General features: G+C 73.0%; 35 protein-coding genes and 1 pseudogene. 21 read left to right on the top strand and 15 right to left on the bottom strand.

From position 1 onward, the window contains the following. The first annotated feature begins 56 nt into the window (after positions 1-56). Positions 57-461, top strand: coding sequence for a BlaI/MecI/CopY family transcriptional regulator (locus ACIGW2_RS28885; protein ID WP_391651732.1), 405 nt, complete (start codon positions 57-59; stop codon positions 459-461). A gap of 4 nt (positions 462-465) precedes the next feature. After that, positions 466-1,395, top strand: a complete 930-nt coding sequence (locus tag ACIGW2_RS28880) for a M56 family metallopeptidase (RefSeq protein WP_391651731.1) — start codon at positions 466-468, stop codon at positions 1,393-1,395. A gap of 146 nt (positions 1,396-1,541) precedes the next feature. Here ACIGW2_RS28880 and ACIGW2_RS28875 read toward each other — a convergent pair whose 3' ends face one another. Next, positions 1,542-1,916 (bottom strand): hypothetical protein, encoded by a 375-nt coding sequence (locus ACIGW2_RS28875; RefSeq protein ID WP_391651730.1) that lies wholly within the window; start codon positions 1,914-1,916, stop codon positions 1,542-1,544. 29 nt (positions 1,917-1,945) lie between these two features. Next, positions 1,946-2,341, bottom strand: coding sequence for a copper chaperone PCu(A)C (locus ACIGW2_RS28870; RefSeq protein ID WP_391651729.1), 396 nt, complete (start codon positions 2,339-2,341; stop codon positions 1,946-1,948). Positions 2,342-2,770: 429 nt separating this feature from the next. Here ACIGW2_RS28870 and ACIGW2_RS28865 point away from each other — a divergent pair, with 429 nt between their 5' ends. Beyond that, the gene (locus tag ACIGW2_RS28865; protein WP_399846939.1) at positions 2,771-3,370 is read left to right on the top strand and encodes a DUF4328 domain-containing protein; all 600 of its coding nucleotides are present in this window, start codon (positions 2,771-2,773) and stop codon (positions 3,368-3,370) included. A 112-nt stretch (positions 3,371-3,482) separates the two neighbouring features. Here ACIGW2_RS28865 and ACIGW2_RS28860 read toward each other — a convergent pair whose 3' ends face one another. Further along, positions 3,483-3,938, bottom strand: a complete 456-nt coding sequence (locus tag ACIGW2_RS28860; RefSeq protein ID WP_361584450.1) for a TerB family tellurite resistance protein — start codon at positions 3,936-3,938, stop codon at positions 3,483-3,485. Between the two features lie 177 nt (positions 3,939-4,115). Here ACIGW2_RS28860 and ACIGW2_RS28855 point away from each other — a divergent pair, with 177 nt between their 5' ends. Further along, positions 4,116-4,568, top strand: a complete 453-nt coding sequence (locus ACIGW2_RS28855; protein WP_399846938.1) for a helix-turn-helix transcriptional regulator — start codon at positions 4,116-4,118, stop codon at positions 4,566-4,568. 15 nt (positions 4,569-4,583) lie between these two features. Further along, on the top strand, positions 4,584-5,006 hold the full coding sequence (locus ACIGW2_RS28850) for an STAS domain-containing protein (protein WP_399846937.1): 423 nt from the start codon (positions 4,584-4,586) through the stop codon (positions 5,004-5,006). Between the two features lie 106 nt (positions 5,007-5,112). Here ACIGW2_RS28850 and ACIGW2_RS28845 read toward each other — a convergent pair whose 3' ends face one another. Next, positions 5,113-6,039, bottom strand: coding sequence for a cation diffusion facilitator family transporter (locus tag ACIGW2_RS28845; protein ID WP_399846936.1), 927 nt, complete (start codon positions 6,037-6,039; stop codon positions 5,113-5,115). 69 nt (positions 6,040-6,108) lie between these two features. Between ACIGW2_RS28845 and ACIGW2_RS28840 the strand changes: the two genes are divergently transcribed. From ACIGW2_RS28840 to ACIGW2_RS28825, 4 genes are all read left to right on the top strand, one after another. Beyond that, positions 6,109-6,288 (top strand): hypothetical protein, encoded by a 180-nt coding sequence (locus tag ACIGW2_RS28840; RefSeq protein ID WP_399846935.1) that lies wholly within the window; start codon positions 6,109-6,111, stop codon positions 6,286-6,288. Positions 6,289-6,364: 76 nt separating this feature from the next. Continuing rightward, positions 6,365-6,670 carry a hypothetical protein gene (locus ACIGW2_RS28835; protein ID WP_399846934.1) on the top strand — a complete coding sequence of 102 codons (306 nt, stop codon included), beginning with the start codon at positions 6,365-6,367 and terminating at the stop codon, positions 6,668-6,670. Positions 6,671-6,887: 217 nt separating this feature from the next. Continuing rightward, positions 6,888-7,640 (top strand): SCO4225 family membrane protein, encoded by a 753-nt coding sequence (locus tag ACIGW2_RS28830; RefSeq protein ID WP_399846933.1) that lies wholly within the window; start codon positions 6,888-6,890, stop codon positions 7,638-7,640. Positions 7,641-7,726: 86 nt separating this feature from the next. Then, positions 7,727-8,842, top strand: a complete 1,116-nt coding sequence (locus tag ACIGW2_RS28825) for an NADAR family protein (protein ID WP_399846932.1) — start codon at positions 7,727-7,729, stop codon at positions 8,840-8,842. 30 nt (positions 8,843-8,872) lie between these two features. On the opposite strand, the pseudogene ACIGW2_RS28820 reads toward ACIGW2_RS28825, so the two are convergent. Together ACIGW2_RS28820 and ACIGW2_RS28815 are read right to left on the bottom strand one after the other, a co-directional pair. Further along, positions 8,873-9,247 (bottom strand): annotated as a pseudogene (locus ACIGW2_RS28820) (HAD family hydrolase); the annotation flags it as partial. Positions 9,248-9,335: 88 nt separating this feature from the next. Then, positions 9,336-9,863, bottom strand: a complete 528-nt coding sequence (locus ACIGW2_RS28815; RefSeq protein WP_399846931.1) for a PadR family transcriptional regulator — start codon at positions 9,861-9,863, stop codon at positions 9,336-9,338. Positions 9,864-9,979: 116 nt separating this feature from the next. On the opposite strand from ACIGW2_RS28815, the gene ACIGW2_RS28810 reads away from it, so the two are divergent. Continuing rightward, on the top strand, positions 9,980-10,786 hold the full coding sequence (locus ACIGW2_RS28810; protein WP_399846930.1) for an alpha/beta fold hydrolase: 807 nt from the start codon (positions 9,980-9,982) through the stop codon (positions 10,784-10,786). Between the two features lie 22 nt (positions 10,787-10,808). Here ACIGW2_RS28810 and ACIGW2_RS28805 read toward each other — a convergent pair whose 3' ends face one another. Together ACIGW2_RS28805 and ACIGW2_RS28800 are read right to left on the bottom strand one after the other, a co-directional pair. Further along, positions 10,809-11,105, bottom strand: coding sequence for a hypothetical protein (locus ACIGW2_RS28805; RefSeq protein WP_399846929.1), 297 nt, complete (start codon positions 11,103-11,105; stop codon positions 10,809-10,811). Between the two features lie 37 nt (positions 11,106-11,142). Then, positions 11,143-11,727, bottom strand: coding sequence for a DinB family protein (locus tag ACIGW2_RS28800; protein ID WP_399846928.1), 585 nt, complete (start codon positions 11,725-11,727; stop codon positions 11,143-11,145). A gap of 94 nt (positions 11,728-11,821) precedes the next feature. On the opposite strand from ACIGW2_RS28800, the gene ACIGW2_RS28795 reads away from it, so the two are divergent. After that, the gene (locus ACIGW2_RS28795) at positions 11,822-12,559 is read left to right on the top strand and encodes a VOC family protein (protein WP_399846927.1); all 738 of its coding nucleotides are present in this window, start codon (positions 11,822-11,824) and stop codon (positions 12,557-12,559) included. Positions 12,560-12,630: 71 nt separating this feature from the next. Here the strand turns inward: ACIGW2_RS28795 and ACIGW2_RS28790 are convergent, their stop codons facing one another. Further along, the gene (locus ACIGW2_RS28790; RefSeq protein ID WP_399846925.1) at positions 12,631-12,780 is read right to left on the bottom strand and encodes a hypothetical protein; all 150 of its coding nucleotides are present in this window, start codon (positions 12,778-12,780) and stop codon (positions 12,631-12,633) included. Between ACIGW2_RS28790 and ACIGW2_RS28785 the strand changes: the two genes are divergently transcribed. The 5 genes from ACIGW2_RS28785 to ACIGW2_RS28765 all read left to right on the top strand — a co-directional run bounded on the left by ACIGW2_RS28785 (position 12,757) and on the right by ACIGW2_RS28765 (position 15,728). Continuing rightward, entirely contained in the window at positions 12,757-13,383 is a 627-nt protein-coding gene (locus ACIGW2_RS28785) for a cupin domain-containing protein (protein WP_399846924.1), read from the top strand. The genes ACIGW2_RS28790 and ACIGW2_RS28785 overlap by 24 nt on opposite strands. Before the next feature lie 201 nt (positions 13,384-13,584). After that, positions 13,585-13,983, top strand: coding sequence for an STAS domain-containing protein (locus ACIGW2_RS28780; protein WP_391651715.1), 399 nt, complete (start codon positions 13,585-13,587; stop codon positions 13,981-13,983). A 63-nt stretch (positions 13,984-14,046) separates the two neighbouring features. Next, positions 14,047-14,532 (top strand): ATP-binding protein, encoded by a 486-nt coding sequence (locus ACIGW2_RS28775; RefSeq protein ID WP_391651714.1) that lies wholly within the window; start codon positions 14,047-14,049, stop codon positions 14,530-14,532. A gap of 86 nt (positions 14,533-14,618) precedes the next feature. Next, positions 14,619-15,044, top strand: a complete 426-nt coding sequence (locus ACIGW2_RS28770) for a hypothetical protein (RefSeq protein ID WP_391651713.1) — start codon at positions 14,619-14,621, stop codon at positions 15,042-15,044. 75 nt (positions 15,045-15,119) lie between these two features. Next, the gene (locus tag ACIGW2_RS28765) at positions 15,120-15,728 is read left to right on the top strand and encodes a flavin reductase family protein (RefSeq protein WP_399846923.1); all 609 of its coding nucleotides are present in this window, start codon (positions 15,120-15,122) and stop codon (positions 15,726-15,728) included. Here the strand turns inward: ACIGW2_RS28765 and ACIGW2_RS28760 are convergent. Beyond that, positions 15,701-16,651 (bottom strand): LysR family transcriptional regulator, encoded by a 951-nt coding sequence (locus tag ACIGW2_RS28760; protein WP_399846922.1) that lies wholly within the window; start codon positions 16,649-16,651, stop codon positions 15,701-15,703. The genes ACIGW2_RS28765 and ACIGW2_RS28760 overlap by 28 nt on opposite strands. Positions 16,652-16,871: 220 nt before the next feature. Here ACIGW2_RS28760 and ACIGW2_RS28755 point away from each other — a divergent pair, with 220 nt between their 5' ends. Then, a complete protein-coding gene (locus tag ACIGW2_RS28755; RefSeq protein WP_399846921.1) occupies positions 16,872-17,330 on the top strand; it encodes a cupin domain-containing protein in 459 nt (152 codons plus the stop codon). A 51-nt stretch (positions 17,331-17,381) separates the two neighbouring features. On the opposite strand, the gene ACIGW2_RS28750 is transcribed toward ACIGW2_RS28755, so the two are convergent. Both ACIGW2_RS28750 and ACIGW2_RS28745 read right to left on the bottom strand, forming a co-directional pair. Then, positions 17,382-17,891 carry a hypothetical protein gene (locus ACIGW2_RS28750; protein WP_399846920.1) on the bottom strand — a complete coding sequence of 170 codons (510 nt, stop codon included), beginning with the start codon at positions 17,889-17,891 and terminating at the stop codon, positions 17,382-17,384. Beyond that, positions 17,888-18,799, bottom strand: coding sequence for an arginase family protein (locus ACIGW2_RS28745; protein ID WP_399846918.1), 912 nt, complete (start codon positions 18,797-18,799; stop codon positions 17,888-17,890). The genes ACIGW2_RS28750 and ACIGW2_RS28745 overlap by 4 nt, the downstream gene beginning before the upstream one ends. 94 nt (positions 18,800-18,893) lie before the next feature. Here ACIGW2_RS28745 and ACIGW2_RS28740 point away from each other — a divergent pair, with 94 nt between their 5' ends. Continuing rightward, positions 18,894-19,565 (top strand): CGNR zinc finger domain-containing protein, encoded by a 672-nt coding sequence (locus ACIGW2_RS28740; RefSeq protein WP_399846916.1) that lies wholly within the window; start codon positions 18,894-18,896, stop codon positions 19,563-19,565. Positions 19,566-19,592: 27 nt separating this feature from the next. On the opposite strand, the gene ACIGW2_RS28735 is transcribed toward ACIGW2_RS28740, so the two are convergent. Then, the gene (locus ACIGW2_RS28735; protein ID WP_399846915.1) at positions 19,593-20,159 is read right to left on the bottom strand and encodes a dihydrofolate reductase family protein; all 567 of its coding nucleotides are present in this window, start codon (positions 20,157-20,159) and stop codon (positions 19,593-19,595) included. 400 nt (positions 20,160-20,559) lie between these two features. Here ACIGW2_RS28735 and ACIGW2_RS28730 point away from each other — a divergent pair, with 400 nt between their 5' ends. After that, entirely contained in the window at positions 20,560-20,901 is a 342-nt protein-coding gene (locus tag ACIGW2_RS28730; protein WP_391651705.1) for a hypothetical protein, read from the top strand. Between the two features lie 42 nt (positions 20,902-20,943). On the opposite strand, the gene ACIGW2_RS28725 is transcribed toward ACIGW2_RS28730, so the two are convergent. After that, positions 20,944-21,213, bottom strand: coding sequence for a hypothetical protein (locus tag ACIGW2_RS28725; RefSeq protein ID WP_399846914.1), 270 nt, complete (start codon positions 21,211-21,213; stop codon positions 20,944-20,946). 398 nt (positions 21,214-21,611) lie between these two features. On the opposite strand from ACIGW2_RS28725, the gene ACIGW2_RS28720 reads away from it, so the two are divergent. Then, entirely contained in the window at positions 21,612-22,001 is a 390-nt protein-coding gene (locus ACIGW2_RS28720) for a VOC family protein (RefSeq protein WP_399846913.1), read from the top strand. 129 nt (positions 22,002-22,130) lie between these two features. Here the strand turns inward: ACIGW2_RS28720 and ACIGW2_RS28715 are convergent, their stop codons facing one another. Further along, on the bottom strand, positions 22,131-22,775 hold the full coding sequence (locus ACIGW2_RS28715) for a LysE family translocator (RefSeq protein WP_399846911.1): 645 nt from the start codon (positions 22,773-22,775) through the stop codon (positions 22,131-22,133). 345 nt (positions 22,776-23,120) lie between these two features. Between ACIGW2_RS28715 and ACIGW2_RS28710 the strand changes: the two genes are divergently transcribed. Continuing rightward, positions 23,121-24,845: a PP2C family protein-serine/threonine phosphatase gene (locus ACIGW2_RS28710; RefSeq protein ID WP_399846910.1), complete on the top strand. Its 1,725-nt coding sequence runs from the start codon at positions 23,121-23,123 to the stop codon at positions 24,843-24,845. Positions 24,846-24,928 lie beyond the last annotated feature (83 nt).

Below are 24,928 nucleotides of genomic sequence, written 5' to 3'. Positions count from 1 at the left end.
CAGTACGATGTACCGCTCCGCGCAGGGGCACGACGAGCCGACGGGAGGGCGGGGGCATGACGAGGAACGCGAGACGGGGCCAGGGCGAGCTCGAGGCGCAGGTGCTGGCCGCGCTGCGCCGGGCCGGCGGTGCCCGTACCGCCGGGTGGGTGCAGGAACGGCTCGGCGGCGACCTCGCCTACACCACCGTCATCACGATCCTGACCCGCCTGCACGGGAAGGGCGCGGTGAGCAGGGAACGGGCGGGTCGTTCGTTCGAGTGGACGGCGACGGCCGACGAGGCCGGCCTCGCGGCCCTCCGCATGCGGAAGGTCCTGGACGCCGAGGCGGACCGGGAAGCGGTCCTCGCCAGCTTCGTGACGGGCCTCTCGCCCCACGACGAGCGCCTGCTGCGGGACCTCCTTGCCCAGGAGGCCCAGGAGGCCCAGGAGGCCGCTGAGGCAGCGGAGGGGGAGGGCTGACGACATGGGCGTCTTCGTCTTCCTGCCGCTGGTCCTGCCCCTCACCGCATGGCCGGTGGCCCGCCTCGCCGAGCACCACCTGCACCCGCGCACGGCCACCTGGCTGCTGGCCGGCCTCTCCGCCGTCCTCGCGGTGTGCAGCACCCTCTGCCTGGCCCTGCTGATGGTCGTCGGCACCGCCCAGCTCCCCGGCAACCCGCTCCCCGACGGCTGGTCCGACCCGGAGGTCCGCGAGGCCCTCCCGTACGACGAGGTCGCCGGCACGCTCGCCATCCCCGCCCTGCTCGCCGTCCTCGCCTCCTGTACGAGGGCGGCCTGGCGCCACCACCGTGTCCGCCGCCGCGCCGACCGCGCGCTGGCGGGCCGCCCGGCCCGCGCGGTCGTGGTGCTGCCCGACGAGAAGCCGTACGCCTACGCCCTGCCGGGCCGCACGGACCGTGTCGTCGTCACGACCGCCATGCTCGCCGCCCTGACCGGCCCCGAGCGCCGCGCCCTCTTCGCCCACGAGCGTGCCCACCTCGACGCCCGCCACCACCGCTTCCTGCTGGCCGTGCAACTCGCCGCCCGCGCCAACCCCTTCCTGCGGCCCCTGCGCACGGCCGTCGCCTACACCACCGAACGCTGGGCCGACGAGGAGGCCGCCACCCGGATCGGTAGCCGCCGCGTCGTGGCCCGAGCCGTCGGCAAGGCCGCGCTGCTCTCCCCGGGCACGCCGGCCGTCACGCTCGCGGGATTCGCCGCGGCCGGCCCCGTACCGCGCCGGGTGGCGGCCCTGCTGGGCCCCGCTCCCGCCGCCCGCGTCTGGCCGTCGCTCTTCACCAGCGCGGGCCTGGCCGCCTGGTGCGCGGCGGCCGGCACCACGGTCTCCGCGCTCTCCTCCGCGAACTCGGCCCTCACGCTCTTCGCGGTCCTGAAGGCCGCGACCCCCCTCTAGGCCGTGTGACACAAGGAGATCTTGAAAGGCGGCTGGTTGGGGATGCACCACACCGAAGGCGTTGACCCGCCGGGGTGGGGCCGGCGGATCGCCGTACGCCGGGCGCGCTGAGGTGTGGGTGGCGCGCCCGGTCGTCCGTCGTTGTGCTACTTGACGGTGATGTCGGCGAAGGCGAGGGCGATGGCCTCGGGGTCGTCGTCCTCGTCCTCGTGGAAGCTGGTGGCTGCCCAGGCCTTGGTGAGGTGGAGGCGGCGGGCTTCGGGGGAGGCGGGGTCGCCGGCGATGATGACGACGTCCTGCTCGGTGGTCAGGTCCTCGACCGCCTCCACCCAGCGGGAAGCGGCGGCGTTGCGCTCGTCGTTGCGGACGATGATCAGGCTGCCCTGGCGGGGCTCGGTGGAGCCCTGGTCGGAGGCGATGAAGGCGTCGACGTCGTGTTCGGTCTCGCCGATGAGGAGGCTGATGACGTCGTCGAGTTCCTCGGTCTGGGTGTCACCGAGGTCGAGGTGGTAGGTGCCCATGGGGGTGCTCCGGGTGGTGTGGGGGCGGATCAGTCGAGTTCGGGGGAGGTGCGGACGGGCATCCTGACCTTGGCGACCTTGCCGGTCGACAGGAAGAAGATCACCTTGGCGTTGTCGCCGGGGGTGATCAGGTGGGTCGGCTTCTCGAACATGATGTGGTGCTTGCCGGGTACGAGGCTGAACTCGCCCTTGGCCGGAATGGTGATCTTGTCGAGCGCGACCATCTTCCTGGACTCGGAGTCCACGACCGTCTGGTAGATCGTGACCTTCTGGTAGTCCGGGGTCTTGATCCTGGTGACCTCGATGGGCTCGTCCGAGGAGTTCTTCAGCGTGGTGTAGCCGGCGGCGGGAAGCGCGTTGGGCAGCCACCGCACCCAGGTGGTCTCCGGGACCGTGGTGACGTATGTGGAGACGGGCGTCTTCATTGGCGCACCTTTCTGTCGTGGGTCGCGGGAGCCCGAACCTTCGGGCCCCCGAGATCAACGGGCACGCCGCCCTCGGAGTAACACAAATGGCCGATAGTCTCCAAAGCGTCCGAAATTCCGCGCGTCGGCACGGTTCCTGCGGGAGGCGTACGCCTTGTCGGCCGCCCCCCGGCGCCGGTTCGAACTGAGGTGAGCCCCCCGCGCTGTCGGGCAGTCACCACGATCGCCCATGGGCTTCTGGCCGCTCGACGGCCAGGTGCAGCTCGGTCGTGAAGCCGCCGCGCGACCGTCCCAGCCCGTGATCGGCCGGCTCGGTGAAGGTGCCACCCGGCGCCCCTTGGTCAACTTCCGGAGTCCGCCTACGATTCGGAGGATTGCCGCCGCTCCAGGGTGACCCGGGAGGGCGTCGCACTCCAGGGGGGAGCACTGATGGACAGCCACAGCATGCCCGTGGGCCCGGCCGCCGCGACCGGGCCCCGCTACCACTTCCGAGACCCGAGGGGAGCGGCCCTCGTCGCCCAGTGCTTCCTCGCCTGCTCGGCCATCGCCGACGTCTACGTCATCGCGACCGGAGGCGCGGAGTCGCCCTGGGTGAAGGAGGACGAGATCCTCCTCGCGGCCTGGCTCCAACTGGCCTGCTGGTTCTCGTTCCTCTTCTGGTTCTACCGCTGCCGCCGCAACGCCGAGGCGATCGCACCCGGCAGTCACAAGTGGACCCCGGCCTTCGCCCTCGGCGCCTGGATCATTCCCCTCGCGATGTGGTGGGTGCCGCGCCGCATCGCGCTCGACATCCACCGCGCCGGCGGCCCGCCCCGCGACGCCTGGCTGATCAACGCCTGGTGGTGCGTCTGGCTCGTCGACGGCCCGGTCTCGGTCGCCGTCCACCTCCTGATACTCCACCAGACCGACTACCACACGCCGGTGGACCACGCCCTCGCGATCCTCGACTCGATCCTCGCCATCGCGGTCATCCGCCGCGTGACCGCCGGGCAGGCGGCCGGCCCCCTGCCGTACGTGACCATGACCTGAGCCGCCGCGGGGGCGGGACCGTGGGCGAAGCGCCCCGCCCCGAACCGCTGGTCGGACCGCCGGACCCTCGGACTGCCGAACTTCCGGACCGCCGGACTGCCGGGCGGTCGGGCTACAGGTCGAACTCGTGCGGCGGGAGGCCGAGGGCGTAGCACGCCTCCCGTACGACGGCCTGTTCGTCCTTGTCGAAGTCGCCGTCGGCGCCGCCGATGACGATGCCGATCTGGATGACGGCCCGTGCCTCGGCGGGCTTCTTCTTGGCCTTCGCCACCTCCTGCAGGACGCTGACCCGGCCGAAGTCGAAGTCGGCGGTGAGACGGTCGCAGTTGGCCTCGAAGCGGCGCTGGAGGTCCTCCGCCGGGAAGTTCTGCAGCACCTCGTTGCTCATGATGAGCTGGGCGACCTTCTGCCGCTCGGACGCGTCGATGCTGCCGTCGGCCGCGGCGACGAGCGCGCACATGGCCATGCTGGCGTCCCGGAACGCGCCGCTCTTCAGGTCGTTCTTCTTCGCCATCAGCTGCGTCTGCATCGTCGACGCCGATTCCTTGATGCGGTCCCACAGGGCCATGCGCGCACTCCGTCACGTGTCGGAGGCGGCCCGGTCCGGAGGGGGAGGACCGGGCCACCCAACTTCTACAACGGTGTAGAAGTTATCAGGTGTGGCGCCCCGGTCGGGCGATGGCCGTAAGGCCGGTCCCCGATTCAGGTCTGGCGAAACCGGAATCGCAAATCGTATAATCCGGGCATGGAGACGGTGCGGCCCCGGAGCAACTGGACGTTCGTCACGAACCACGCCCGGATCCTCGCCATGATCCTTCGGGATCCGGAGATCCGGCTGCGCGACCTGGCGAACGCCTGCCGCCTCACGGAGCGCGCCGCCCAGGCCATCGTCACCGACCTCGAGAACGCCGGATACCTCACCCGGGCGCGCCACGGCCGCCGCAACCACTACGACGTGACGCCCGGAACCCTCTTCCGCCACCCGGCCGAGGGAAACCACGAGATCGCGGACCTGCTGCACCTGCTGGTCGGCCTCGGCCAGGGGACGCAGGTCCCGTTGGACCGGGAGGCGCACGCCCTGTCGGACCGGGAGACACCGGCTCCGTCGGGCCCGGAGCCACCGGCCCGGCTGAGCCCGGAGCCCTCGGTCCGGCTGGACCACGACCGACCGGAATCCCCGAGCACACGGGGCGGTTGAAGGGAGCAAGGCGACATGAGTACGCGTTCCGACCGCCCGCTCCCCGCCACCGGGGAGCGCCTCGACGGCACCCCGCGTTCCGGTGTCCTCGACGTCGCCTTCGAACGCCGACCGCAAAGGGTTCTGGCGCGCCTGCGCGGCGAGATCGACCTCGACGACGTCGCCCGGCTTCGCAGTGACCTCGTGGTGGCACTGCGCTCCAGCCCCTGCGGCCTCGACGTGGACCTCTCCGACGTCACCTTCTGCGACAGCCAGGGCCTGCACCTGCTGACCGACCTGGACCGGCTGGCCCGTCAGTCCGGGAAGACGCTGGTGCTGACCGGCCTGAGCCGCCCGGTCGCCCGCCTCCTTGAGGTGACCGGAGCACGGCGCGCCCTCACCGTCCGTGGCCGGCCCGAGCCGGAGGCCGGGCAGGGTGATGCGCTTCCGGCGCGGTAGCCCGGCCACCCGAACCCCACCCCGCCACACCCGACGCGACCCGACCCGGATCCGCCCGACCGCCGCACCGCCCGTACGGCCCCCGGGGCCGGAGGCGGCGGGTCCGTCATCCGCTGAACGGCCCGGCCGGCACCGACACAGCCCGAGGGCGCTCGGCGTGGTGGGCGAGGGCGGCGTGCGGGTCGTGCCCGGCGGGGACGGCGGGATCGACGTGCACGGTCGCGGCCGTCAGCCGCGGGACCGCGTGGATGAGGGCGTGCTCGGCCGCGACCGCCACCTCGTGGGCCTGCGCGACGGTGAGGCGGGCGTCGACCGTGATGTCGGTCTCGGCCCGCAGCTCGTGCCCGATCCACCGCATCCGGACCTGCCCGACGTCCCGAACTCCCGCCACCCCGCGCAGGGTTCGCTCGCCGGTGTCGAGCAGGGCGGGATCGACGCTGTCCATCACGCGGCGGCAGATCTCGCGGGCCGCGTCCTTCAGGACCAGCAGGATCGCGACGGTGATCAGCAGGCCGATCACGGGGTCCGCCCACCGCAGGCCGAGCGCGGCGCCGCCCGCCCCGAGGAGGACGGCCAGCGAGGTGAACCCGTCGGTACGGGCATGCAGCCCGTCCGCGACCAGCGCTGCCGAGCCGATCCTCCGCCCGGTGCGGATACGGTAACGGGCCACCCACTCGTTGCCGACGAAGCCGGTCAGGGCCGCAGCGGACACCGCCCACAGGTGCGTGATGTCACGAGGATGCAGCAGCCGGTCGAGCGCCATCCAGGTGGCCGGCACCGCGGACCCGGCGATGGCCAGGACGATGACGATGCCGGCCAGGTCCTCGGCACGCCCGTAGCCGTAGGTGTAACGGCGGTTCGCCGCCCGCCGCCCGAGCGCGAACGCCACCCCGAGCGGTACGGCGGTCAGCGCGTCGGCGGCGTTGTGGACCGTGTCGCCGAGCAACGCCACCGAGCCGGACAGCGCGACGATCACGGCCTGGACGACGGTGGTCAGCCCGAGCACCACCAGGGAGATCCACAACGTGCGCATCCCCTCCCGCGAGGCCTCCATCGCGGTGTCGACCTTGGCGGCGGCCTCATGATGATGCGGCCGCACCAGATGCCCGACCCGATGCCACAGCCGCGCGAGCAGGTGGTGACGATGCCGATGCTGATGTCGGTGGTGATGCCGGTGGTGGTCGTCGGGGTGGTCGTGTGCATGGGTGTGCCGATGCCCCTCCATGCACCCCACCGTGACACACGAAGTCGATTGCGGCTACAACCGTCGTACGGCACCTGACCAGGTGCGATTCCCTCGCAACAGCACGCACGGAGCACCGGCCACGGCTATCCTCGCCCCAACGGAGGAGGCGGACGTGGCACTGGTGAGGAAGGGCTCCCGGCGGATCACCGTCGACGGCGTCACCTACCGCTGGAGGCTCCGCGGCAGACCCACCTACGCCCAGGGCATGACCTGGTCCCCGCTGACCTACGCGGTCGACCACGCCGAAACCCCCGGCACGACCCTCGTGATCACCACCAGCCGCCCCCACCCGTCCAACTGGCTCGCCAGCCCGACCACTCCCGTCCTCCCCGCCGAAGTCGCCGCCGGCATCCGCGCCGCTCGCGCCCGGGGCTGGACTCCGGAGAGCCACGGGGGGCCTTTCCGCCTCGACCGGTAGGCGAGGCTCGTGCCTTCCGGCACCGCTACCGGGATCCCGCCGACACGCGGAACGCGCACGCCCGGTGAGACCCGGCCGCACCCCGCACCGAGCTGAGCTTCTCGCACCGCCACCCGTGCGTTCCGCGGCCCTGCCGGTGAGTACCCGTACTCATGCCCGAACGCGCCCCGTGGTCCACCGTGGACACCACCGACGGACCGACCCGAGGAAGCAACCGATGCCGACTGCGTCCCACCCCCACCGCGCCCCGCTCCTGCGCCGGCTGCTCACGCTCGTTGCGGGCCATGGGCTCTCGCGGGGCTATCTGGCGGTGTGCGCCGTCTCGTTCGCGGCCATGCTCCTCGCGCCTGACAGCACCTTCGCCGGAAGCCCGCTCCTGCTCACGGCGCCCCTCTCCTTCCTGTGCCTGTTCCTCCCCCTCGACCCCGGCGCCGAGATCGACGGAGCGGCCGACATCACCGCGGTCGCGGTCTTCACGGCCTGGCTCGCCCTCTGCGCCCTCGTGAACGCCGCCGTCCTCGGTGCCCTCGCCACGAGATCCTCGAGTCCCACGCCGAACCCGACGTCGGCCCCGACGTCGGCCACCGTCCCCATCGCGCCCCTCCCGCACCCCGCGCCCGTCGCCGGCACCCGCCCCCGCGGACTTCGGACCCTGCTCGCGCCCGCGGTGGACAACTGGCTCTCCCGGGCATACCTCGCCGTGGTCGCGGTGGCGCTCGGGTTCTCGCTCTGCGCCGAGTTCCTGACGGCGGACCCCGGCTTCGCCGGGATCTGGCCGCTCATGGCCACGGCACCGTTCAGCCTCGTCGCGACGGCGGTGGCGACCCCGGTCGCGTACTACTCCTCGATCGCCTGGCTGAGCCCGCTGGTGTTCTCCCTCGGGGTCGTCCTGTCCGGCCTCGTCAACGCCGTACTGCTCGGCCTGCTCGTCCGCGGGCTGCGGACGCGGGAACGGCGCGCGGCCGCCTGACGGCATCGGCGAAGGCGGCCCCGCGCCGGCGCGGCAGCCGATCAATCGGAGTGCCGCCCGTCAGTGCCGTCGGGCATCATGACCGGATGATCGGCAATCGGATCACCCATCGCACGGCGGACGGCGTCCGCATCCCCGGAACGTGGCGCCACGCGTTCATATGCAACGGCGGCACGTACTTCCTCACGGACCTCTTCATCTACGCCGACGGACTCGTCGACTGCTGGGAACTCGTCACGCTCGACGAGTTCGAGAAGAAGCTCCGCAGCGGATGGGTGGCCACCAGTCTCCCCGACGGCGGCTCGGCCTCCGCGCACCACCTGGGCTGGTGGACCTTCCGGGAGCCGGACTCCTGGCTGACGCCGGAGCTGCTGCTCGCCGAGGTCCGCGACACGATCGACGAGCTGAACGGGCGGCCCGATTCGACCGGGCGCTGCCTGGCGGCCGTGGACGTCTTCCTCGCCGAGCGCACGGAGGAGAACCGTTCCGCGGCCAGGGCCGCCTACCTGGCCATCCCCGAGACCGTGCGCCACTACGCCCTCGGCGACATGGACCGCAAGGACCACCCCCTGCGGGTCCTGGTGGCAGGGCCCGGCGGGCGCCTTCCCGGCATGCCCGACGAGGAGGTGTCGCAGGAGGAGTACGACGAGGCCGTCGCGTACTTCGAGGAGCGGGACAGGTGGCGGGCCGAGGCGCCGTCGCGTGTGCCGGCCGACGGGGCGGTGGAGTCCTTCGCCCCCGCGGTGAAGCTGTACCACTCGTACCCGCAGCGCGCGCTCGAGCACCCGGACAAGCGGGCCCTGCGCAACGACTACCCCGCAGCCATCACCCTGGACGGCGCCACCTACCCCTCGGTGGCGCACGCCTACTGGGCGCTGTCCGTCGCCGACCCGGAGGCGCGCGCCTCCGTCGTCGCCGCGGAGTCCGGAGCGAAGGCCCGCGCTCTCGCGGCCAAGGCCCCGCGGCGCGAGGGCTGGGACCGGACCCGCACGGCCGTCATGGCCCGCTTGCTGCGCGCCAAGTACGAGCAGCACCCCGACCTCGCCGAGGTCCTCCTCGCCACGGGCGACGCGACCGTGCTCTACGACGACGCCGACTCCGGCTTCTGGGGCGACAACGGAGGCCGCGGCCGCAACTGGACGGGCCGCCTCCTGGAACTGGTCCGGTCCGAACTGCCGGCCGCCCAAGCGGGGATGGCGTAGGACTCGCCCTCCGGCTCCGCCTGGCGGCCGTCAGCGCGTGGGCGCAACCGGACGACTCAAGACGGGCAGCACGCCCCGCAGGTCGTCGTCGTCCACCGCGACGGTCGCCGCCTCGCGCGCTCCCGCCGACGCGTTGAGCGCCACGCTCAGTCCGACGGCTGCGAACAGCGGCAGATCGGAGCGGCTGTCCCCGACGGCCGCGCACGAGCGCGGAGCCAGACCCAGCTCTCGCGCCGTGGCGAGGGCGAAGTCGCGTTTGTCGTACTCGTCGAAGTGCCGGGCGACCCGGCCGGTGAAGTGGCCGTCGGCGGTCTCCGGTCGGGGTCCGCTGAACGCATGGAAGCCGAAGCGGGCGCTCAGATAGCTGCCGACCGGCGACCAGGCGAGGGTGGCCGGCCCGGGCACGGCCCGCACATGATCGGATGAGAACACCGGCCCAGGATGCCACCGTCCCCGCGAAACACCAGGCCTGAGGCCCTGCTTCGACACCGTCCTACGCGCCCTCCAGGCGGGCCAACGTCGTGCGCAGCCAGGTGAGTTCCGCCTGCGTGGTGGCGCGGGCGATGGTCAGGATGCCGTGGCGGAACGGGTCGTCCAGTTCCTCCGCGCGCAGGGGGCGCTCGCCGTCGTAGAAGAAGCTGGCGGGCTCCTCCAGGAAGGACAGGCGGCGCCGGAGGACCGCGGCCTGGGTGGCCGGGTCGTCGAGGTGGCGCAGGAAGGCGAGGAGGGTGAACCAGCGGTTCTCGTCCGTCACTTCGGGTCCGTCCGCGTCGGCGAGGCGGCGCCGGAGCTCCTCCCGGCCGGCGGGAGTGAGGGTGAGGACCTGGCGGGGTGCGGCCGCCGGGCCGGGCTGGGTCTCCCGCACCAGCAGACCCGCCTTCTCCAGGCGCTTGATCGCCGGGTAGAGGGTGGACTCGCCCACCGGGCGTACGTGGCCGGTGAGGGCCGTGATGCGTTTGCGCAGCTCGTAGCCGTGCAGCGGGGTCTCGTAGAGGAATCCGAGGATCGACAGCTCCAGCATGCCCGCATTCTCCCTCAGGCTCCCCTCCGGAATGTCGTTGCCGTAGTACTACGTCATCGTAGTACTGTGTCAGCGAGGTATTCGAGTGTCCGAATGGAACGGAAGGGGAGTGGACGGTGCGCGAGGCACGATTCGACGAGCGGGGCAGTGTCATCCGGTGGACCGAGGCGGCCGGCGAGGGGCCGGCGGTGGTGTTCGTGCACGGTCTGGGCGCCGCGTCGACCGTCTACCACGCGCACATCGCGGCCCGGCCCGAACTCGCCGGCCGGCGCATCCTCTTCGTCGACCTGCCGGGGCACGGCATCAGCGACCGGCCCCGCGACTTCGACTACAGCCTCCAGAGCCACGCGGACGCCCTGGCCGCGGCACTGGACGCGGCGGGGGTGCACGGCGGGGTGATCGCCGGGCACAGCATGGGCGGCTCCGTCGCCATCGTCCTCGCCCACCGCCGACCGGACCTCGTGGGGCGGCTCGTCGTCACCGAGGGCAACCTCGACCCGTTCCCGCCGCCCGCCGCGGGCAGCAGCGGCATCGCGTCGTACACGGAGGAGGAGTTCGTACGGGGCGGCGGCTTCGCCCGCGTCCTGGAGCGGGTAGGGCCGACCTGGGCAGCCACCATGCGGCTCGCCGACCCGCTGGCCCTGCACCGCTCCGCCGCCCACCTCCGGCGCGGCACCGAGCCCATGATGCGGGAGATGTTCGTCCACGCGCGCGTGCCGCGCGTCTACCTGCAGGGCGAGCTGAGCGGCGACCTCCCCGGCGCGGACGGCCTCCGGGCCGCCGGTGTCGACGTCGTGACCGTCCCCGGAGCCGGTCACAACATCATGTTCGACAACCCCGACGCCTTCACCGACGCCGTGGTCGCCCAGGCCCGCACCGCCGGCCCCGTCACCGCTCCGTCCACGGCGGGCCACGCCGCCTGACCGCTCCGTACCTTCAGCAGTCTCAGGCCGCCGGGCGGCGACGGGCGCGGAGCAGCAGGATCCCCTTCCACGCGTAGACGGTGAGCACGAAGGCGAAGCCAACAGTGGTAAGCCAGAAAGCGGACTCCAGCCCGGCGAAGACCAGCGACAGGCCACCGAAAATCATCAGGCCGGCGATGCTCTCCAGCAGGTCGAGACGGGCCTTGGAACGCTCCGCCGGGTCGTCACCCCGCATCCGTCGTACGACCGGTACGAGGCCCAGGACCTGTAAGCCGGCCAGGCCGCCGTTGGTCCACAGGACCCAGTCAGGTATGTCCATGACATGCACTGTATCGACGGCCGCCCGCCGCCCGCAGTCACTCGGGGCGAGGTGCGGCCGACCTCGCGGCCCGCTCGATCCGCGCGCGGTGGGCCGCACGCGCTTCCTCGTCGATGCCCTGCTCGTGCTCGGGGCGCAGACCGGTCCGGCCGTCGAGGCCCTCGCGCAGGATGTCGGCGTGCCCGGCGTGCCGGACGGTCTCGCCGAGGACGTGGACCATCACGGCGAACAGGTTCGTGTCCGCGTGCGGTTCCGGCCACCACGGCACGTGGCCGGGGGCGTCGAGCGGCAGCGAGCCGATCGTCGCGTCCGCGTGGTCCCACGTCCGCCGGTAGAAGGCGACGATCTGGTCGCGGGTCTCGTCCTCGGCCGCCCACAGATCACCGCCGTCCGAGTCCTGCCACCGGGGGAGCGGCTCGGGGGAGGGGCGGGCGAAGACCTCGCCGAAGTACCTGGCCTCGACGGTGGCCACGTGCTTGACCAGGCCGAGGAGGTTGGTCCCGGTCGCCGTCAGGGGCCGGCGGGCGTCGTACTCGGACAGGCCGTCGAGTTTCCAGAGCAGCGCCTCGCGGTCCCGCCGCAGCCGCCCGTGCAGAGTGTCCTTCGCGAATTCGTCGATCACACGGCATGACCCTGCCACGGGCCGGCCGCGGCCTCAAGATCCGGAGACGTCGGCGCCCCCCCCGCCGCCCGCACGGGCTCTTAGGATCCTGGCCATGGCGACCCGACTCGTGCAGATCAACATGAAGGCCCACGACGACCGCGCGCTCGGCCGGTTCTGGGCGGAGGCGCTCGGCTGGGGTCTCGACAGCGAGGGCCCCGGCGTGACCAACCTCGAACCCGTGGGCTTCTCCTACCCCGACCCGGTGGCCGTCTGCGTCGACATCGTCGCCGGCCCGGAGCCCAAGACGGTCAAGAACCGGGTGCACCTCGACCTGGCCACCACCTCGTACGCCCATCAGGCGGAGCTGGTCGCGCGCTTGAAGCAGCTCGGGGCGACGCCGGCCGACGTGGGCCAGGGCGACGTCCCCTGGACCGTCCTGGCGGACCCGGAGGGCAACGAGTTCTGCGTCCTGGAACCCCGACCGATCTACCGGGACACCGGGCCGATCGCCGCGGTGGTCGTCGACTGCGCCGACCCGCGGGAGATGGCCCGGTTCTGGGCCGAGGCGATGGACTGGACGGTGCACGAGGTCACCGACGACCACGCCAGGATGCGCTCCGCCCAAGGTGTCGGCCCGTACCTGGAGTTCATCCGTACGCCCGACCCCAAAAGCGGCTGGAACCGGGTCCACCTCGACGTCCGCCCCTACCCGGGTGGCGACATGGCGACCGAGGCGGCCCGGCTGCGCGCGCTGGGAGCCACGGACCCCGACTTCGACCGGTCCGCGATCTCGTGGACGGTGCTGGCCGATCCCGAGGGCAACGAGTTCTGCGTGCTCTCGCCCGGCTGACCTGTACGAGGGCGGGCGGGCCGATCCCCGCGGCCGTCCGCCCTGGCACGCGTCGGCCTCGCCTGCTCGACTCAGTGCCGGAGGGTGCCGAGCCAGTCCGTCAGCAGGTGGTTGACCTCGTCCGGGCGCTCCTGCTGGATCCAGTGGCCGCAGCCGTCCAGGAGGTGCGAGGCCGAGAGGCCGGGGAGGGTGGTGGCGTGGGCGTCGATGGCCTCGGACATCCAGGTGGTGGAGGCGTCCAGGGCGCCGCCGAGGAACAGGGACGGCTGCTCGACCGGGGCTCCGCGGTACGGGGCGAGGTCCTCTCAGTCGCGGTCCAGCCGGCCGCCGCCGCGGGTGACGAAGTGCGGGTCGGGGTCTCCCTGGACGAGCTCGCCGGCACGGGCCCCACGGAGGCCCCTGATGCCCCCGAGGCCGGGCGGCGCGCCACCACGCCGCTGAGTTTCGGCGACGACAAGGCCGTCCTGCCCTTGACCCGGTACGTCGACGGCCTGCACGCCCACAAGCACGTACTGCCCGCCCTCCAGGACCCGCCCACGCGGCCCCGCCAGGCCTCCCACGAGGGCTGGGAGTGGCTGTGCGTGCTGCACGGGCGGCTGTGGCTCGCGCTCGGCGACCAGGACCTCGTCCTGACCCCCGGCGACGTGGCCGAGTTCGACACCCGCACCCCGCACGGAGCGGCGAACGCCGGTCCCGGCGGCCCGGTCGAGTACCTGATCATGTTCGGCCCGCAGGGCGAACGCCAGCGCCTGCGCACCCCGCCGGCCGCTCCTCGCCACGCCGGTGGGGAACGGGCGGTGCCGGACGGGGCCGACCGGCAGTGAGGGACCGAGCGTGACGTAAAGCCGCGGGCCCAAGGTGTCGGGCCGGACGGACGGGGTACTCGTAGGGGTGAACCGGATCCGTCACCGCGGCGGTCCGGATGCCCGTCGGCTGTCGCCGCACTGTCCCCGTGCACCTCGCGCGGTTTCGATGCCCCGGCCCGCCCTCACAGGTGGAGCCTTCGGTGGGCTGGGAGACGTGCCGTGACAACTCACCGAAACCACACCTCGACCGTGCGTGCGGCAGCGGGGCTGGAGATCGAAACAAAGCGAGTGGGGGAGGCAGTGGTGTGCGCGCTGTCCGGTGATCTCCACCTGGACAACGAGGTCGAGCTCCGCGAGGCGCTGGCGCGGGCGCTCGACGTCGCTCCCACCCTGCTCGCGGTCGACCTGTCCGCCGTCGTCCTGCTGACCTCCAGCGGTCTGAACGTGCTGCTCACCACCCGTCGACGCGCGCTCGCGAGGAAGGTGCCGTTCATCGTGGTGGCGCCCAGTCCCCTGGCGCGGCGCGTCCTGCGCATCACCCGGGCGGACCTGGTTCTTCCCGTGCACCCGTCCCTGGAAGGGGCGATGCGCCGTGAGAGCCGGTCACCGAGGGTGTAGAACCCTGGAACCGGGGCACAGGCCACGGGGTGCAGACCCGAACCGCACCGCGCGGAGCGCCTCATGTCCCGACCCCTGGCCACCCCGGCCCACACCCGTCTGGAGTTCCCTCCGGACAACACGGCGTACGTGCGCCGCGGCCTCGACTTCACCCGTGCCAGGCTCGCGGACTGGCGATGCGACACGGACAGCCTGGCCGTGGGCGACGCGCTGCTGGTCGCGGCAGAGATGCTCGCGAACGCCGCCCTGCACGCCGGTGGTCCCCTCGCCCTGGACCTGACGTTCGACCCGGACGCGCACCGGCTCCGGATCGAGGTCACCGACGCCTCGGCCGACCCACCACTGCTACGGCTGGGCCGGCCCGGCGAACCGCACGGTCACGGACTTCGCATCCTCGACCGGGTCACCGCACGCTGGGGCACCGCGTCCGCCGGGGCCGGCAAGACCGTCTGGGCGGAGCTGCGGATCCCGGACGGGGCCGGCCCTCGGGGAGCCGCGCCGGAGACGGAGCACGGCTCCCGGCCCGGCCGGAGCCACTCGAACGAATGACGTACCCGCTGTTCCCGCACACCGGGCGGGTCCCCGTACCCCGCTCCCCGGGGCGCGTCAGGGCGGTGGCCCGTTACCGTGACGTCATGGAGACTGGGATGCGGATGCAGTCGACGGTCGCGGCGCTGATCGAGGAGGCCGAGCAGCAGGTCCGGGACAAGTCGTGGCAGCTCTTGCCGGAACACCGGACCCTGGCGCGCCAGACGGCGACCGGCCTCGACGCGGCGGTCGGACCCGCGCCGGACCAGGAAGAGCTGTCGGACACGGAACGCCTGGCGCACCTGCGGGAGGCCCTGGCCGTGCTCGCGCTCACCCTCGCCCGCACCCACGGCCCTCTCGCCTGGTTCATCGGGGCCGGCGCCGAAGCCCTGTCGCCCGTTCTCAACTGGCGCACCCTTCCCCCGAACGGCGCACCGCGCTTCGGCACCACCCACCCGACGCCGCCCCAGCTCACCGCCGCCGAGGACGCCGTGCGCCGCCTCGCCGCCGCGCTGGACCGCCTCGCCGCGTAGGGAGACCGCGAGATCGCGAGACCGTGAGACCGCGGGCCGCCGGCCCGCGCCGCCGGGTGTTCGATAATGGCCCGCATGCGCATTGAACACGATCCTGCCCTGCTCGACCGGACCGCCGTCTACCGCCTGCTGACGTCGACGGTCGTGCCCCGGCCGATCGCGTGGGTGTCGACCGTCTCCGCCGACGGCGTCGACAACCTCGCCCCCCATTCCTTCTTCACGATCTCCTCGGTCACGCCGCCCATCGTGCAGTTCACCTCGGTCGGCCGGAAGGACTCGCTGCGCAACGTGGAGGAGACCGGACAGTTCGTGGTCAACCTCGCGACCGAGCCGCTGATGGCGCAGATCAACGAGACCGCCACGGATTTCCCCCACGACGTCAGCGAGTTCGACGCCGTGGGCATCGAGCGCGAACCCGGCGTTCGGGTCAAGGCACCCCGGGTCGCCGGCTCCCCGGTCGCCCTGGAATGCGAGCTGCACAGCACCCTCCTGCTCGGCGACTCCACCGTCGTCTTCGGCCGGGTGGTGCACATCGCCGTCGACGAGGCCGTCGTGGACCTCGACCACCCCGAGGTCACCCGGCTCCGCCCGCTCACCCGCCTGGGCAAGGACGAGTGGGGCACCCTCGGCGGGATCCGCGACCTGAGCCGCATCCGCTACGCCGACTGGTCCCCGTCGAACTGAGCGTCCGGGCCCGCCGCTTCGCCACGGGCCGCGGCGCCGCCCGGTGACGGCCCGGTCGTGTGCAGGACGTCCAGGAGGTGGCGTACGGCCGGGGCCGGCGGGCCGGGAGGCACCGCGAGCGCGGTCGTCACGGCCGGCGCCGCCAGGGGCCGCAGCGCCACGTGCGGCAACCGCGGCAGCGGCCCGACCTCGTAGAACACCGTCCAGGAGGGCTCAGCGGCGGCTCCGATCGCCGTGAGCGTCGCCTGCAGACCCGTGAACGGCGGGCCCTCCGGCGGTTCCGCCCCCGCCTCGCGCAGGGCCCTTCGGAACAGGTCGTGGAAAGGCGCGTTGTGCTCGCGCGGGGCGAGCCGCAACGGCAGCCCGGACAACGCGCCGAGGCCGAGCACCGGCCGGCCGGCCGCCGGATGGTCCGCGGGCAGCGCCACGTACAGCGGATCGCGCCACACGTCGAGGAGTTCCAGCCCGCGTGCGGAGGAAGCGGCCCGTACCAGGGCCGCGTCGAGCTCCCCGGCGCGCACGGCGGCCAACCGCTCGGCGACGGGCAGCCGCCGCAGCCGGACCCGCAACTTCGGAAAGCGCACCGCCAGTTCGCCCACCACGCGATAGATCCGGTCACCGGGCCCCTGAACGGTGCCCAGCCGCAGCACCCCGTCCCGCCCGCCCGCGACGTCGGCCGCCACCTGCCGGGCGCGGTCCGCGGCGGCGAGCACCGCGTACGCCTCGGGCAGCAGCCGCTCACCGGCCCCGGACAGCCGAACCCGGCGGGTGGTGCGGTCGAAGAGCGTGACGCCCCACTCGCGTTCCAGGCGGCGGATCTGCTGGCTCACCGCCGACTGGACGATGCTCAGCCGCTCCGCGGCCCGCCCGAAGCCGCCCTCCTCCGCGACGGCGACGAAGTACCTCAACTGCCGCAGCTCCATGCCGCCGCCCGTCCCCTCTCCCGCCGCGTCGGTCTCCCGAAACCGCCCGGGTTTCCCGACCGCCCGTACTCATCACGAAAAGTGATTTCTGCGGGCGACAACCGCCGGTGGTACGCGACTTCTTCCCGCGCTGTGATGGACCGCGGCGCATCGACCGCCAGACCACGGACCAAGGGGTCACCTCACCCCCCCGCCCCCCGCAGACGCAAGGAGCACCACGATGACCGAGCAGCAGGACACGGCGCTGATCGTCCGCCCCCACGAGGCCGAGCAGGTGCCGCTTCCGCACGGCGGGGCCTTCCACCTGCTCGCCGACGCGAGCAGCACCGGCGGCGCGCTCGGCGCCAACCGCCTCACCCTCGGCGAGGGCGCGTCCGGAGCCCGCCCGCACTATCACGCGCGGTCGACCGAGCTGTTCTACGTCCTGGACGGAGTCATGGAGTTCACCCTGGACGGCCGGACGGAGACCGTGGCCGCGGGCGGCCTGGTCTGCGTACCACCCGGGCGCGCGCACTCCTTCGGCGCCGCCGCGGGCTCGACGGCGGATCTCCTCGCGGTCCTGACCCCCGGCATCGACCGCTTCGCGTACTTCCGCAGCCTGGGCCGCATCCAGCACGGCCTGATGCCCTTCGACCGCCTCCTCCCCGAGCAGGAGCGCTTCGACGTGCACTTCCTCTGACCGTACGGCTGTGCGGGCGCATGGCGTACGGGCGTACGGGCGTATGGGCGCTCAGCCCAGCCGGCGGGCGGCGACCTCCTGGTCGAGGCGCCAGGTGCGGCCGCCGTCGGCGGAACGCTCGTTGCGCCAGTGGAAGGTGTCGGGGGTGAGGTCGGCGAAGGTCCAGCGGATCAGATCGCCGCCCGTGGCGCGCTCCATCACGATCTCGTCGCCGATCCGGCGGGCGTACATGTGGACGAGGTCGCCGCGAGCCGTGCCGTGGAAGGTGAAGCGCCACAGCTGCAGACGGGGGTCCCAGACGCGGACGCACAGTCCGCACTCCTGGTCGGGGTCGCGACCGGTGGCGGGGAGTTCCGCGGAGCCCGGCCACCGCCAGACGTCCAGAACCGCGCGGCCCTCCAGGGCGTAGCCGAATTCCCACTCGCCGGTGACGCGGCGGGGCGGTGAGCCGTCGGCGGGGTGGTGGGTGATCAGGGTCGCCCAGTGGCCGCCCAGGCGACCGAACTGGTCCATCTCGGCCGGGTACTGGTGGCTCGGGCCGTCGGCGAGCAGGGTCTTCACGCGGGTGCCTCCAGGTGCGCGAGCGGGGCCAGGGCGGTGGCGAGGACGTCGACGAGCGCGGCGGCGTACCTGCCGTCCGGGTCGAGCTCCGGGTCGTAGATGGCGACGTCGAGCCCCGCGACGCGGCCGGTGCCGAGGAGCGTCGCGAGGAGTGCGGCGAGCTGGTCGAAGTCCAGACCGGGGCGTCCGGGGGAGTCCACCGCCGGCAGGACCCGCTCGTCGAGCACGTCGAGATCGAGGTGGAGCCACGTCCGGTCCAGTCCGCGCTCCGCCAGGCGGCGGGTCACCCGTTCGCCGAGCTCCCTGATGCCGGTCCGCTGGATCTCCTGGGCGGTGAACCGGGTGACCGGAGGCGTCACCATGTCCTCGCGGTCACCGATCTGGACGACGTCCTCGTCCGCCACCAGCGGCCCGCCCACCTCCGGCCAGTGCGTGAGGAGCAGTTCGCCGCGCCCGGTGGCGAGGGCCAGGTCCATGCCGGCCGCCGAGCCGAGCACCGTAGCGGCGTCGTAGTTGCCCGGGTGGCGGAAGTCGCTGTGCCCGTCGACGTGGACCAGGCCCCGGTGGCCGTGGCGCCGGGCGCCGAGCAGGCAGCCCAGCAGGATGCTGCAGTCGCCGCCCACGACGAGCGGGAAGCGGGAGGCGGCGAGCGCGGACCGGGTCGCCTCGGCGAGCAGCAGCGTGTGCTCCCGCAGGGTCACGCCGTTGCGGACGCGGGTCGCCGGCTGCGCCTCGGCCTCGTAGGGCGGGCGTTCCAGCTCCGTCACCCGGGCCGGCCGCAGCCGTTCGTCGAGCCCCGCGGACCGCAGGACCCGCGGGGCCCGCCAGGTGCCCGGTTCACGTCCCGGTGCGGGCGGCCGCAGGCCCAGGTTCCAAGGAGCCGTGATGAGTTCGACGGCAGTGGCCACGGATGTCCCTCCTGTTCACACACGCCGATCCAACCGGATAACATCAGTACACCGGTTGGATGAGGGAGAGGCAAGCCATGGAAGGCGGACACGCGTGACGGGAACCGTTCAGCCCCACTCCTTCCAGCCCCGCGACCTCGTCGGCGGCCATGTCGTCGTCGACCTCGTGAACACCGTCACGGCCCGCGACGCGGACCCCGTCGACTGGCTCGACGGCTACCCCCGCCTGCTGGAATGGGCCGCCCTCACCGGCCACTTCACCCCCGCCACGCTCGCCGACCTCCGGCGCCTCGCCGACGCCGACCCCGCCGGAGCGGCCCGCGCCCTGGACGACGTCCGCGCCCTGCGGGAGTCCGTCCACGACGTCCTCACCTCCCTCGTCGTCGACCGCGCCGACCAGGGCGACCCGGGCGACCAGGGCGGCGCGTCCGCCGCTCCACCGCGGGCCCTCGCCACCCTCGAACGGCACTGGAAGCAGGCGGTCGCCCGTTCCCGCCTGACCCTCCGGCCGGACGCCCCGCGCGTCGCAGTCGACACCGCACCCCCGGGCCTCGCCCACCTCCACGACGAACTCGCCCTCCAGGCCCTCGACCTGCTGCGCACCCTGCCGACCGACCGCACCCGCGTCTGCCCCGGCCGACGCTGCGGCTGGCTCTTCGTCGACACCTCCCGCGCCGGCCGCCGCCGCTGGTGCTCCATGGCCACCTGCGGCAACTCCGCCAAGGGCCGCACCCACTACGAGCGCCGCCGCGGCGACGGCGGGTAGGCCCCGGTGGGGGCCGGGGGCGGGGGCTCAGCCCCTCGTCTCGTACCGGCTCAGGACCACGCCGCCGGGGAACGTCCGCGTCTCCACCAGGTCCAGGCGCACCCAGTCGTCCAGCGCGGCGAAGAAGGGCGTGCCGCCGCCCACGAGGACCGGATGGGCGACGACCACGTACTCGTCGATCAGCCCGGCCCGCATGGCCGCCCCGGCGAGCGTGGCGCCGCCGATGTGCAGGGGGCCGCCGTCCCCGGCCTTGAGCCGGGTGATCTCGGCGATCGGGTCACCGGCGACGAGGCGGCTGTTCCAGTCCACCTTGTCGATCGTCGACGAGAACACCACCTTCGGCGTGTCCCGCCAGTTCCGGGCGTACTCCACCTCCGCCGGAGTGGCGTCGGGCCGCTGGTCGGCCGTCGGCCAGAACGAGCTCATCGTCTCCCACAGCTTGCGCCCGTACAACGACATGCCGCTCGCCTGCTCGTGCTCGAGCCACCACTGGAACAGCTCCTGATTCCGCGGCCCGCTCCAGCCGATGTCGTCGCCGGCCGCAGCGATGTACCCGTCGAGGGTCAGGTTCATGGCGTACACGAGTTTCCGCATGGCCCGGCCTTCCGTCCGTGAATGCCCAGTCCAGCGTAAGGACCGCCGCACCCCGGAAAACCCATCGGCACGCGCACGCCGCCCCGTGGATCGATCCCGTGCTGTGTGATCGGTGCGAGGCCCTCGTTCCGGAGCACCGACGTCGCTGACCGGGCCCGGTCGCTCGCTGCGGAGCGCACCACGGAGGGAGCCGGCCTGGCTGTCCGCTCTGGTGCGGCAGCCAAGCCGGCAACCATCGCGCGTGGTCCCGCGTCCTTTGTGTCCGTCGGCTCCCGCAGCCCAGCCCGCCTGAATCGCATCGACTCCGGAGGCTCCCGTCCACACGTCAGCGACCACCCCGAACCCACCCCGGACACGCCCCCGCCGCAGGGCCTGGCCGGCGCCGGCCCTGTGGGGCCTGGTGTGCGGCGTCGCCCTGACCCTCTGCCTGATCACCGCCCTGCGCTGGCCGCAGGACGAAGTGACGTATCGCAGCACCGCCCCGTCCTCGCTGACCTACCCGGACCGGTCGGAGCACTACCTGGCCCTGGTGCGGAGCAGTTCCCTCTCCGGCTCCGAGACCTTCCGGTTGTTCGTCGGCAGGGATCCCGGGCACGGCTACGGGCACTGGCTCGACATCGACGCCTACCTCGGCCGGGAGGGCGTGGCGTCGACGGAATGGACGCTGGAAGGCGTACGGGTCCGCTTCCCGACGGGCCACGAAGTGTTCGTCCCCGCACGGGCGTTCCTCCACGGCAGGTAGCACCCGAGCAGAGGACGGGCGCGTCCGCCCGCTGAGCCGCCCTCATCCGCCCGCGGTCGCCTCGGTCACGTCGGCCACCTCGGCCACCTCGGTCACGTCGATCACGTCGACGAGCCTGCGCAGCTTGTGCCGCGCGCGCGGGGCGTCGGGCTGAGGCACGCGCACGACGGCCGTGGCAGTGGCCGTGGCGGTGTCCGTCGGTGTCGTGGAGTAGGTCAGGTCCAGCACGTGGTGGTTGTTCAGCGTGGCAGCGAGCCGCGCGAGGGCTCCGTGGCCGGGCCGGAGCGTGACGGTGAGCCGGGTGTGTTCCATGGGTGGTGGTCCTGTTCATGGGGCCGTGATGGGGCCGGAAAACGGAAAAGACCCCTCGCGAGGTGCGAGAGGTCTGCGTGCGGGCGGTGAGCGCGGGGAGGGTCACTCCCTCGTACTCGGTGCCGGCACGCCGCCGCTGATAATCAGCTGCTGCTGCATGCCCGGCATGCTGGCACAGTCGGGCCGCATCCCGGAAAGCCGTCTCATACTGCGGGCACCCCGAGGCGCGCCGGTGCGGGCCACGGGTGAGGGGAGGGCCCCGCGCCCTCCCGCTCAACGCCCAACAAAGGGCGTGGACTTGCTCCGCGCACCGGGGCTAAGATCGACGGCGACATCGCGTGTCGGTCACCGGCTGGGTGAGGCATGGAGGTGTCGGGACATGCCTTCGGAGGCATTCCTTGTCAGTAGAGCTGAACCACACGATCATCCACGCCCGGGACAACCGGGAGTCCGCCGCGTTCTTCGCGGACCTTCTCCACCTCGAGATCACCGCCGAATGGGGCCCGTTCATCGCGGTCGGCCTGAGCAACGGCGTCACGCTGGACTTCGCGACGGTGCCCGCGGACGCCATCACTCCCCAGCACTATGCCTTCCTGATCTCCGAGGAGGAGTTCGACGCGGCCTACGCGCAGATCAGGGAACGCGGCATCGAGCACTACGCCGACCCCCACCGCAAGCAGCCCGGCACGATCAACCACAACGACGGTGGCCGTGGCGTGTACTTCATGGACCCGGCGGGCCACGCCATGGAGCTCATCACGGTGCCGTACGGCGGCAAGGCCGCGTAACCACGTGTACGGGAGAGGGCCGCACCCCGTGCTCCGGGGTGCGGCCCCCTCCCGTTGCTGGGCCCCTACGCGACGACCGCCGTCAGCCGTCGGTAGTCCGTAGTCGGCCGTCGGTGGTCGGCAACGGCCTCAGGCCGAGACCGGGCCCCGGGACAGGGCCGTGCGCAGTGCGAAGACGCCGAGCAGGCCGCCGGCCGTGAAGCGCTGAGCGGCCATGACGCGGGGCCGGGTGGCGAGGAACCCCGACACCCGTGCCGCGCTGAGCATGATGAGCGCGTTCACGGCGAGGCCCACGACGATCTGCACGGCGCCGAGCTGCAGGAGCTGCGCCCAGGCCGGACCCGACCGCGGTTCCATGAACTGCGGCAGCAGCGCCGCGTAGAGCAGAGCGATCTTGGGGTTGAGCAGGTTGGTCAGCAGCCCCATCGAGAACAGGCGGGCGTCGGAGACGGGAGGCAGATCCCCCGCCGGGGCGAAGGGGGAGCGGCCACCGGGCTTGAGCATGTCCCACGCCAGGTAGGCGAGGTAAGCGGCTCCGGCGAGCTTGACGATCGTGTACGCGAGCGGCACCGCCGCGAACAGCGCGGACAGGCCGGCGGCCGCCGCCACCAGGTAGCACACGAATCCCACGGCGGTCCCGCCGAGGCTGACGAGGCCCGCCCGACGGCCCTGGGTGATCGCTCGCGAGGCGAGGTGGATCATGTTCGGTCCCGGCGTGAGGGCCATGCCCAGTTCGATCAGGGCCACTCCTCCTGCTGCGGCCGCACTGATCACTGTCGTCTCCCCGATCCTTCGCGCCGGACATCTCGTACCGGCCTCAGCGGCGCCCTCCGGCGCCGGGGCGCCGGACGGCGGCGACGCCCCGGCAAGCCGTGCCGTGCCTCGCCGGCCTCAGAATACGGCCCCGCTGTTCGGCGCCCGCGGGCCCCCTCACCCGCGCACTCACCCGCGCACTCACCCGCACACTCACCCGCGCATGATCCCGGCCCGATCGGGCACTGGCACCGGGGTACGAGCGCGCGTGCTGGTGGGAAGGGCGGGCCAGGGCCGGTCAGGCGCCGGGCAGGGCCGCCGGGACCGCCGGTCGGCCGGGCGACACCGGCCTCCGGGGAGGCGATCATGGGTTTTCCGCTGCCCGAAAACATCGAAGAGCTCAAGGACCTCATCGGAAGCGAGGTCAGCGCCCTGCGATCCGCCGTCCGGCGTGCCGCGGACCGCTCAGCCACCCCCACACCGGGGGACGACGTCACCGCCCCCATCCAGCTCCTCACACCCGCCCCCGCCCTGCCGACGCGGAACCGCTCCGGCACGGACTGCCTCTGCAGCACCCATGATCGCGGTGCCACCGGCACCTGCGCCGTGCTCGGCGCGATCCCCGCCTCCGCCGTTCTTCTCGAACCGGTGCACGACGAGACCGGAGCCGTACGGGACTTCCGCATCGTCGCCGGCAACCGCATCCGCTCCGCCGAATGGCTGGAAGCTCCGCACCGGCAGGTCGGACAGCGCTTCCTCGAAGCCCGGCCCGGCGCGGCCGCGAGCGGCCTCCTCGCCGCGCTCGCCGACGTCGTCGCGGGCGGCGGGCCCCTGGAGGGCCGGGTCGTCGACTACACCGAGCAGCGCCTCGGCCGGCTGCACCGCGCGCCCCTCCTCTACTCGGCGGCGCTCTGCGGCGAACAGGTCCTCGCGACCTGGTGGCCCGTCCAGAGCCAGACCGAACTCCTCACGATCGACGCCCAGTACCTCGCCTCCCTCGGCTGGGGCAACTGGGACCTGCTCTCCGGAAAGGTGACCTGGTCGGAAGGGCTGAGCCGGATCTTCCACGCCGACGTCCGGATGCCCTGGCCGCTGGAACAGCTCTGCGACGCGCTGCTCCCCGACGACCTCACCGCCTTCGCCGAGTTCCTCACCTCCGTCCTCGCCGGCGAGGAACCCGCCTGGACGCGGATCCGCTTCCTCGTCCTCGGCGAGGTGCGCACGCTCGACCTGCTCGGACGACCGGTCGCCGGCACCGACGGGCGGCCGTGGGCGCTGAACCTCGTCGCCCGCGACCTCACCCCGCAGATCCGCAGCCGCCGCAGGCTCGCCGAGACGGAACTCGAGACCGACCGGCTCCGGCGCCAGGCCCGGGCGGAACGCCGGGTGGCCGACGCCCTGCGCGAGGCGCTGCTGCCCACCCACTCCGAGGCCCTCGCCGCCGTCGGACTGACGGTGGCCGCCTCCTACCGGCCCGCCGAACCGGACGCCGCCGTCGGCGGCGACTGGTACAAGTGCCGGCTCCTGCCCGACGGCCGCGTCCTCGTCGCCATCGGCGACGCCGCGGGCCACGGCCTGGACGCCGTCGCCCGCATGTCCCAGCAGCGGCACGCCGTTGCGGGCCTCGCTCAGACCGGGGCCTCCGCCGGCGAGATCACCACCTGGCTCAACGAACTCGTCTGCAGCGACCCCTCGGAACAGACCGCCACCGTCGTCACCGGCCACATCGACGAGACCCGCACCCTCCACTGGGCCGACGCCGGCCACCCCGCCCCCATCCTCCTGCGCGACGGCCACGCCCGCCCCCTGCACACCGACAAACGCGGCCCCCTGCTCGGAGCGCTGCCCGGCTACGCGTACGAGACCACCACGACCCAGCTGCGCCCCGGCGACCTCCTGCTCCTCTACACCGACGGCATGGTGGAACGCCGGGGCGAGGATGTCACCAAGGGCATCGAACGCCTCGCCGACCTCGTCTCCCGCTCCCCGGCAGCGGCGCCCCCCGCGGACCTCATCGACATGATCCTCGCCGACCCCGACCAGGCCGGCCACGAGGACGACGCCTGCATGCTCGCCATCCGCCTGGAGTGACCGGCCGCGCCGGCCGGGCGCCGCTCGCGTCCGTGCCCGGACCCGGGCGGACTCGCTGTGCCTCGCCGGGGACGCGCGCCGCC

It is taken from the genome of Streptomyces sp. NPDC053541, from assembly GCF_044544705.1.
Lineage (GTDB): Bacteria > Actinomycetota > Actinomycetes > Streptomycetales > Streptomycetaceae > Streptomyces.
The sequence above is the reverse complement of the archived record's forward strand: the minus strand, read 5'-3'. Positions and strand labels throughout refer to the sequence as shown.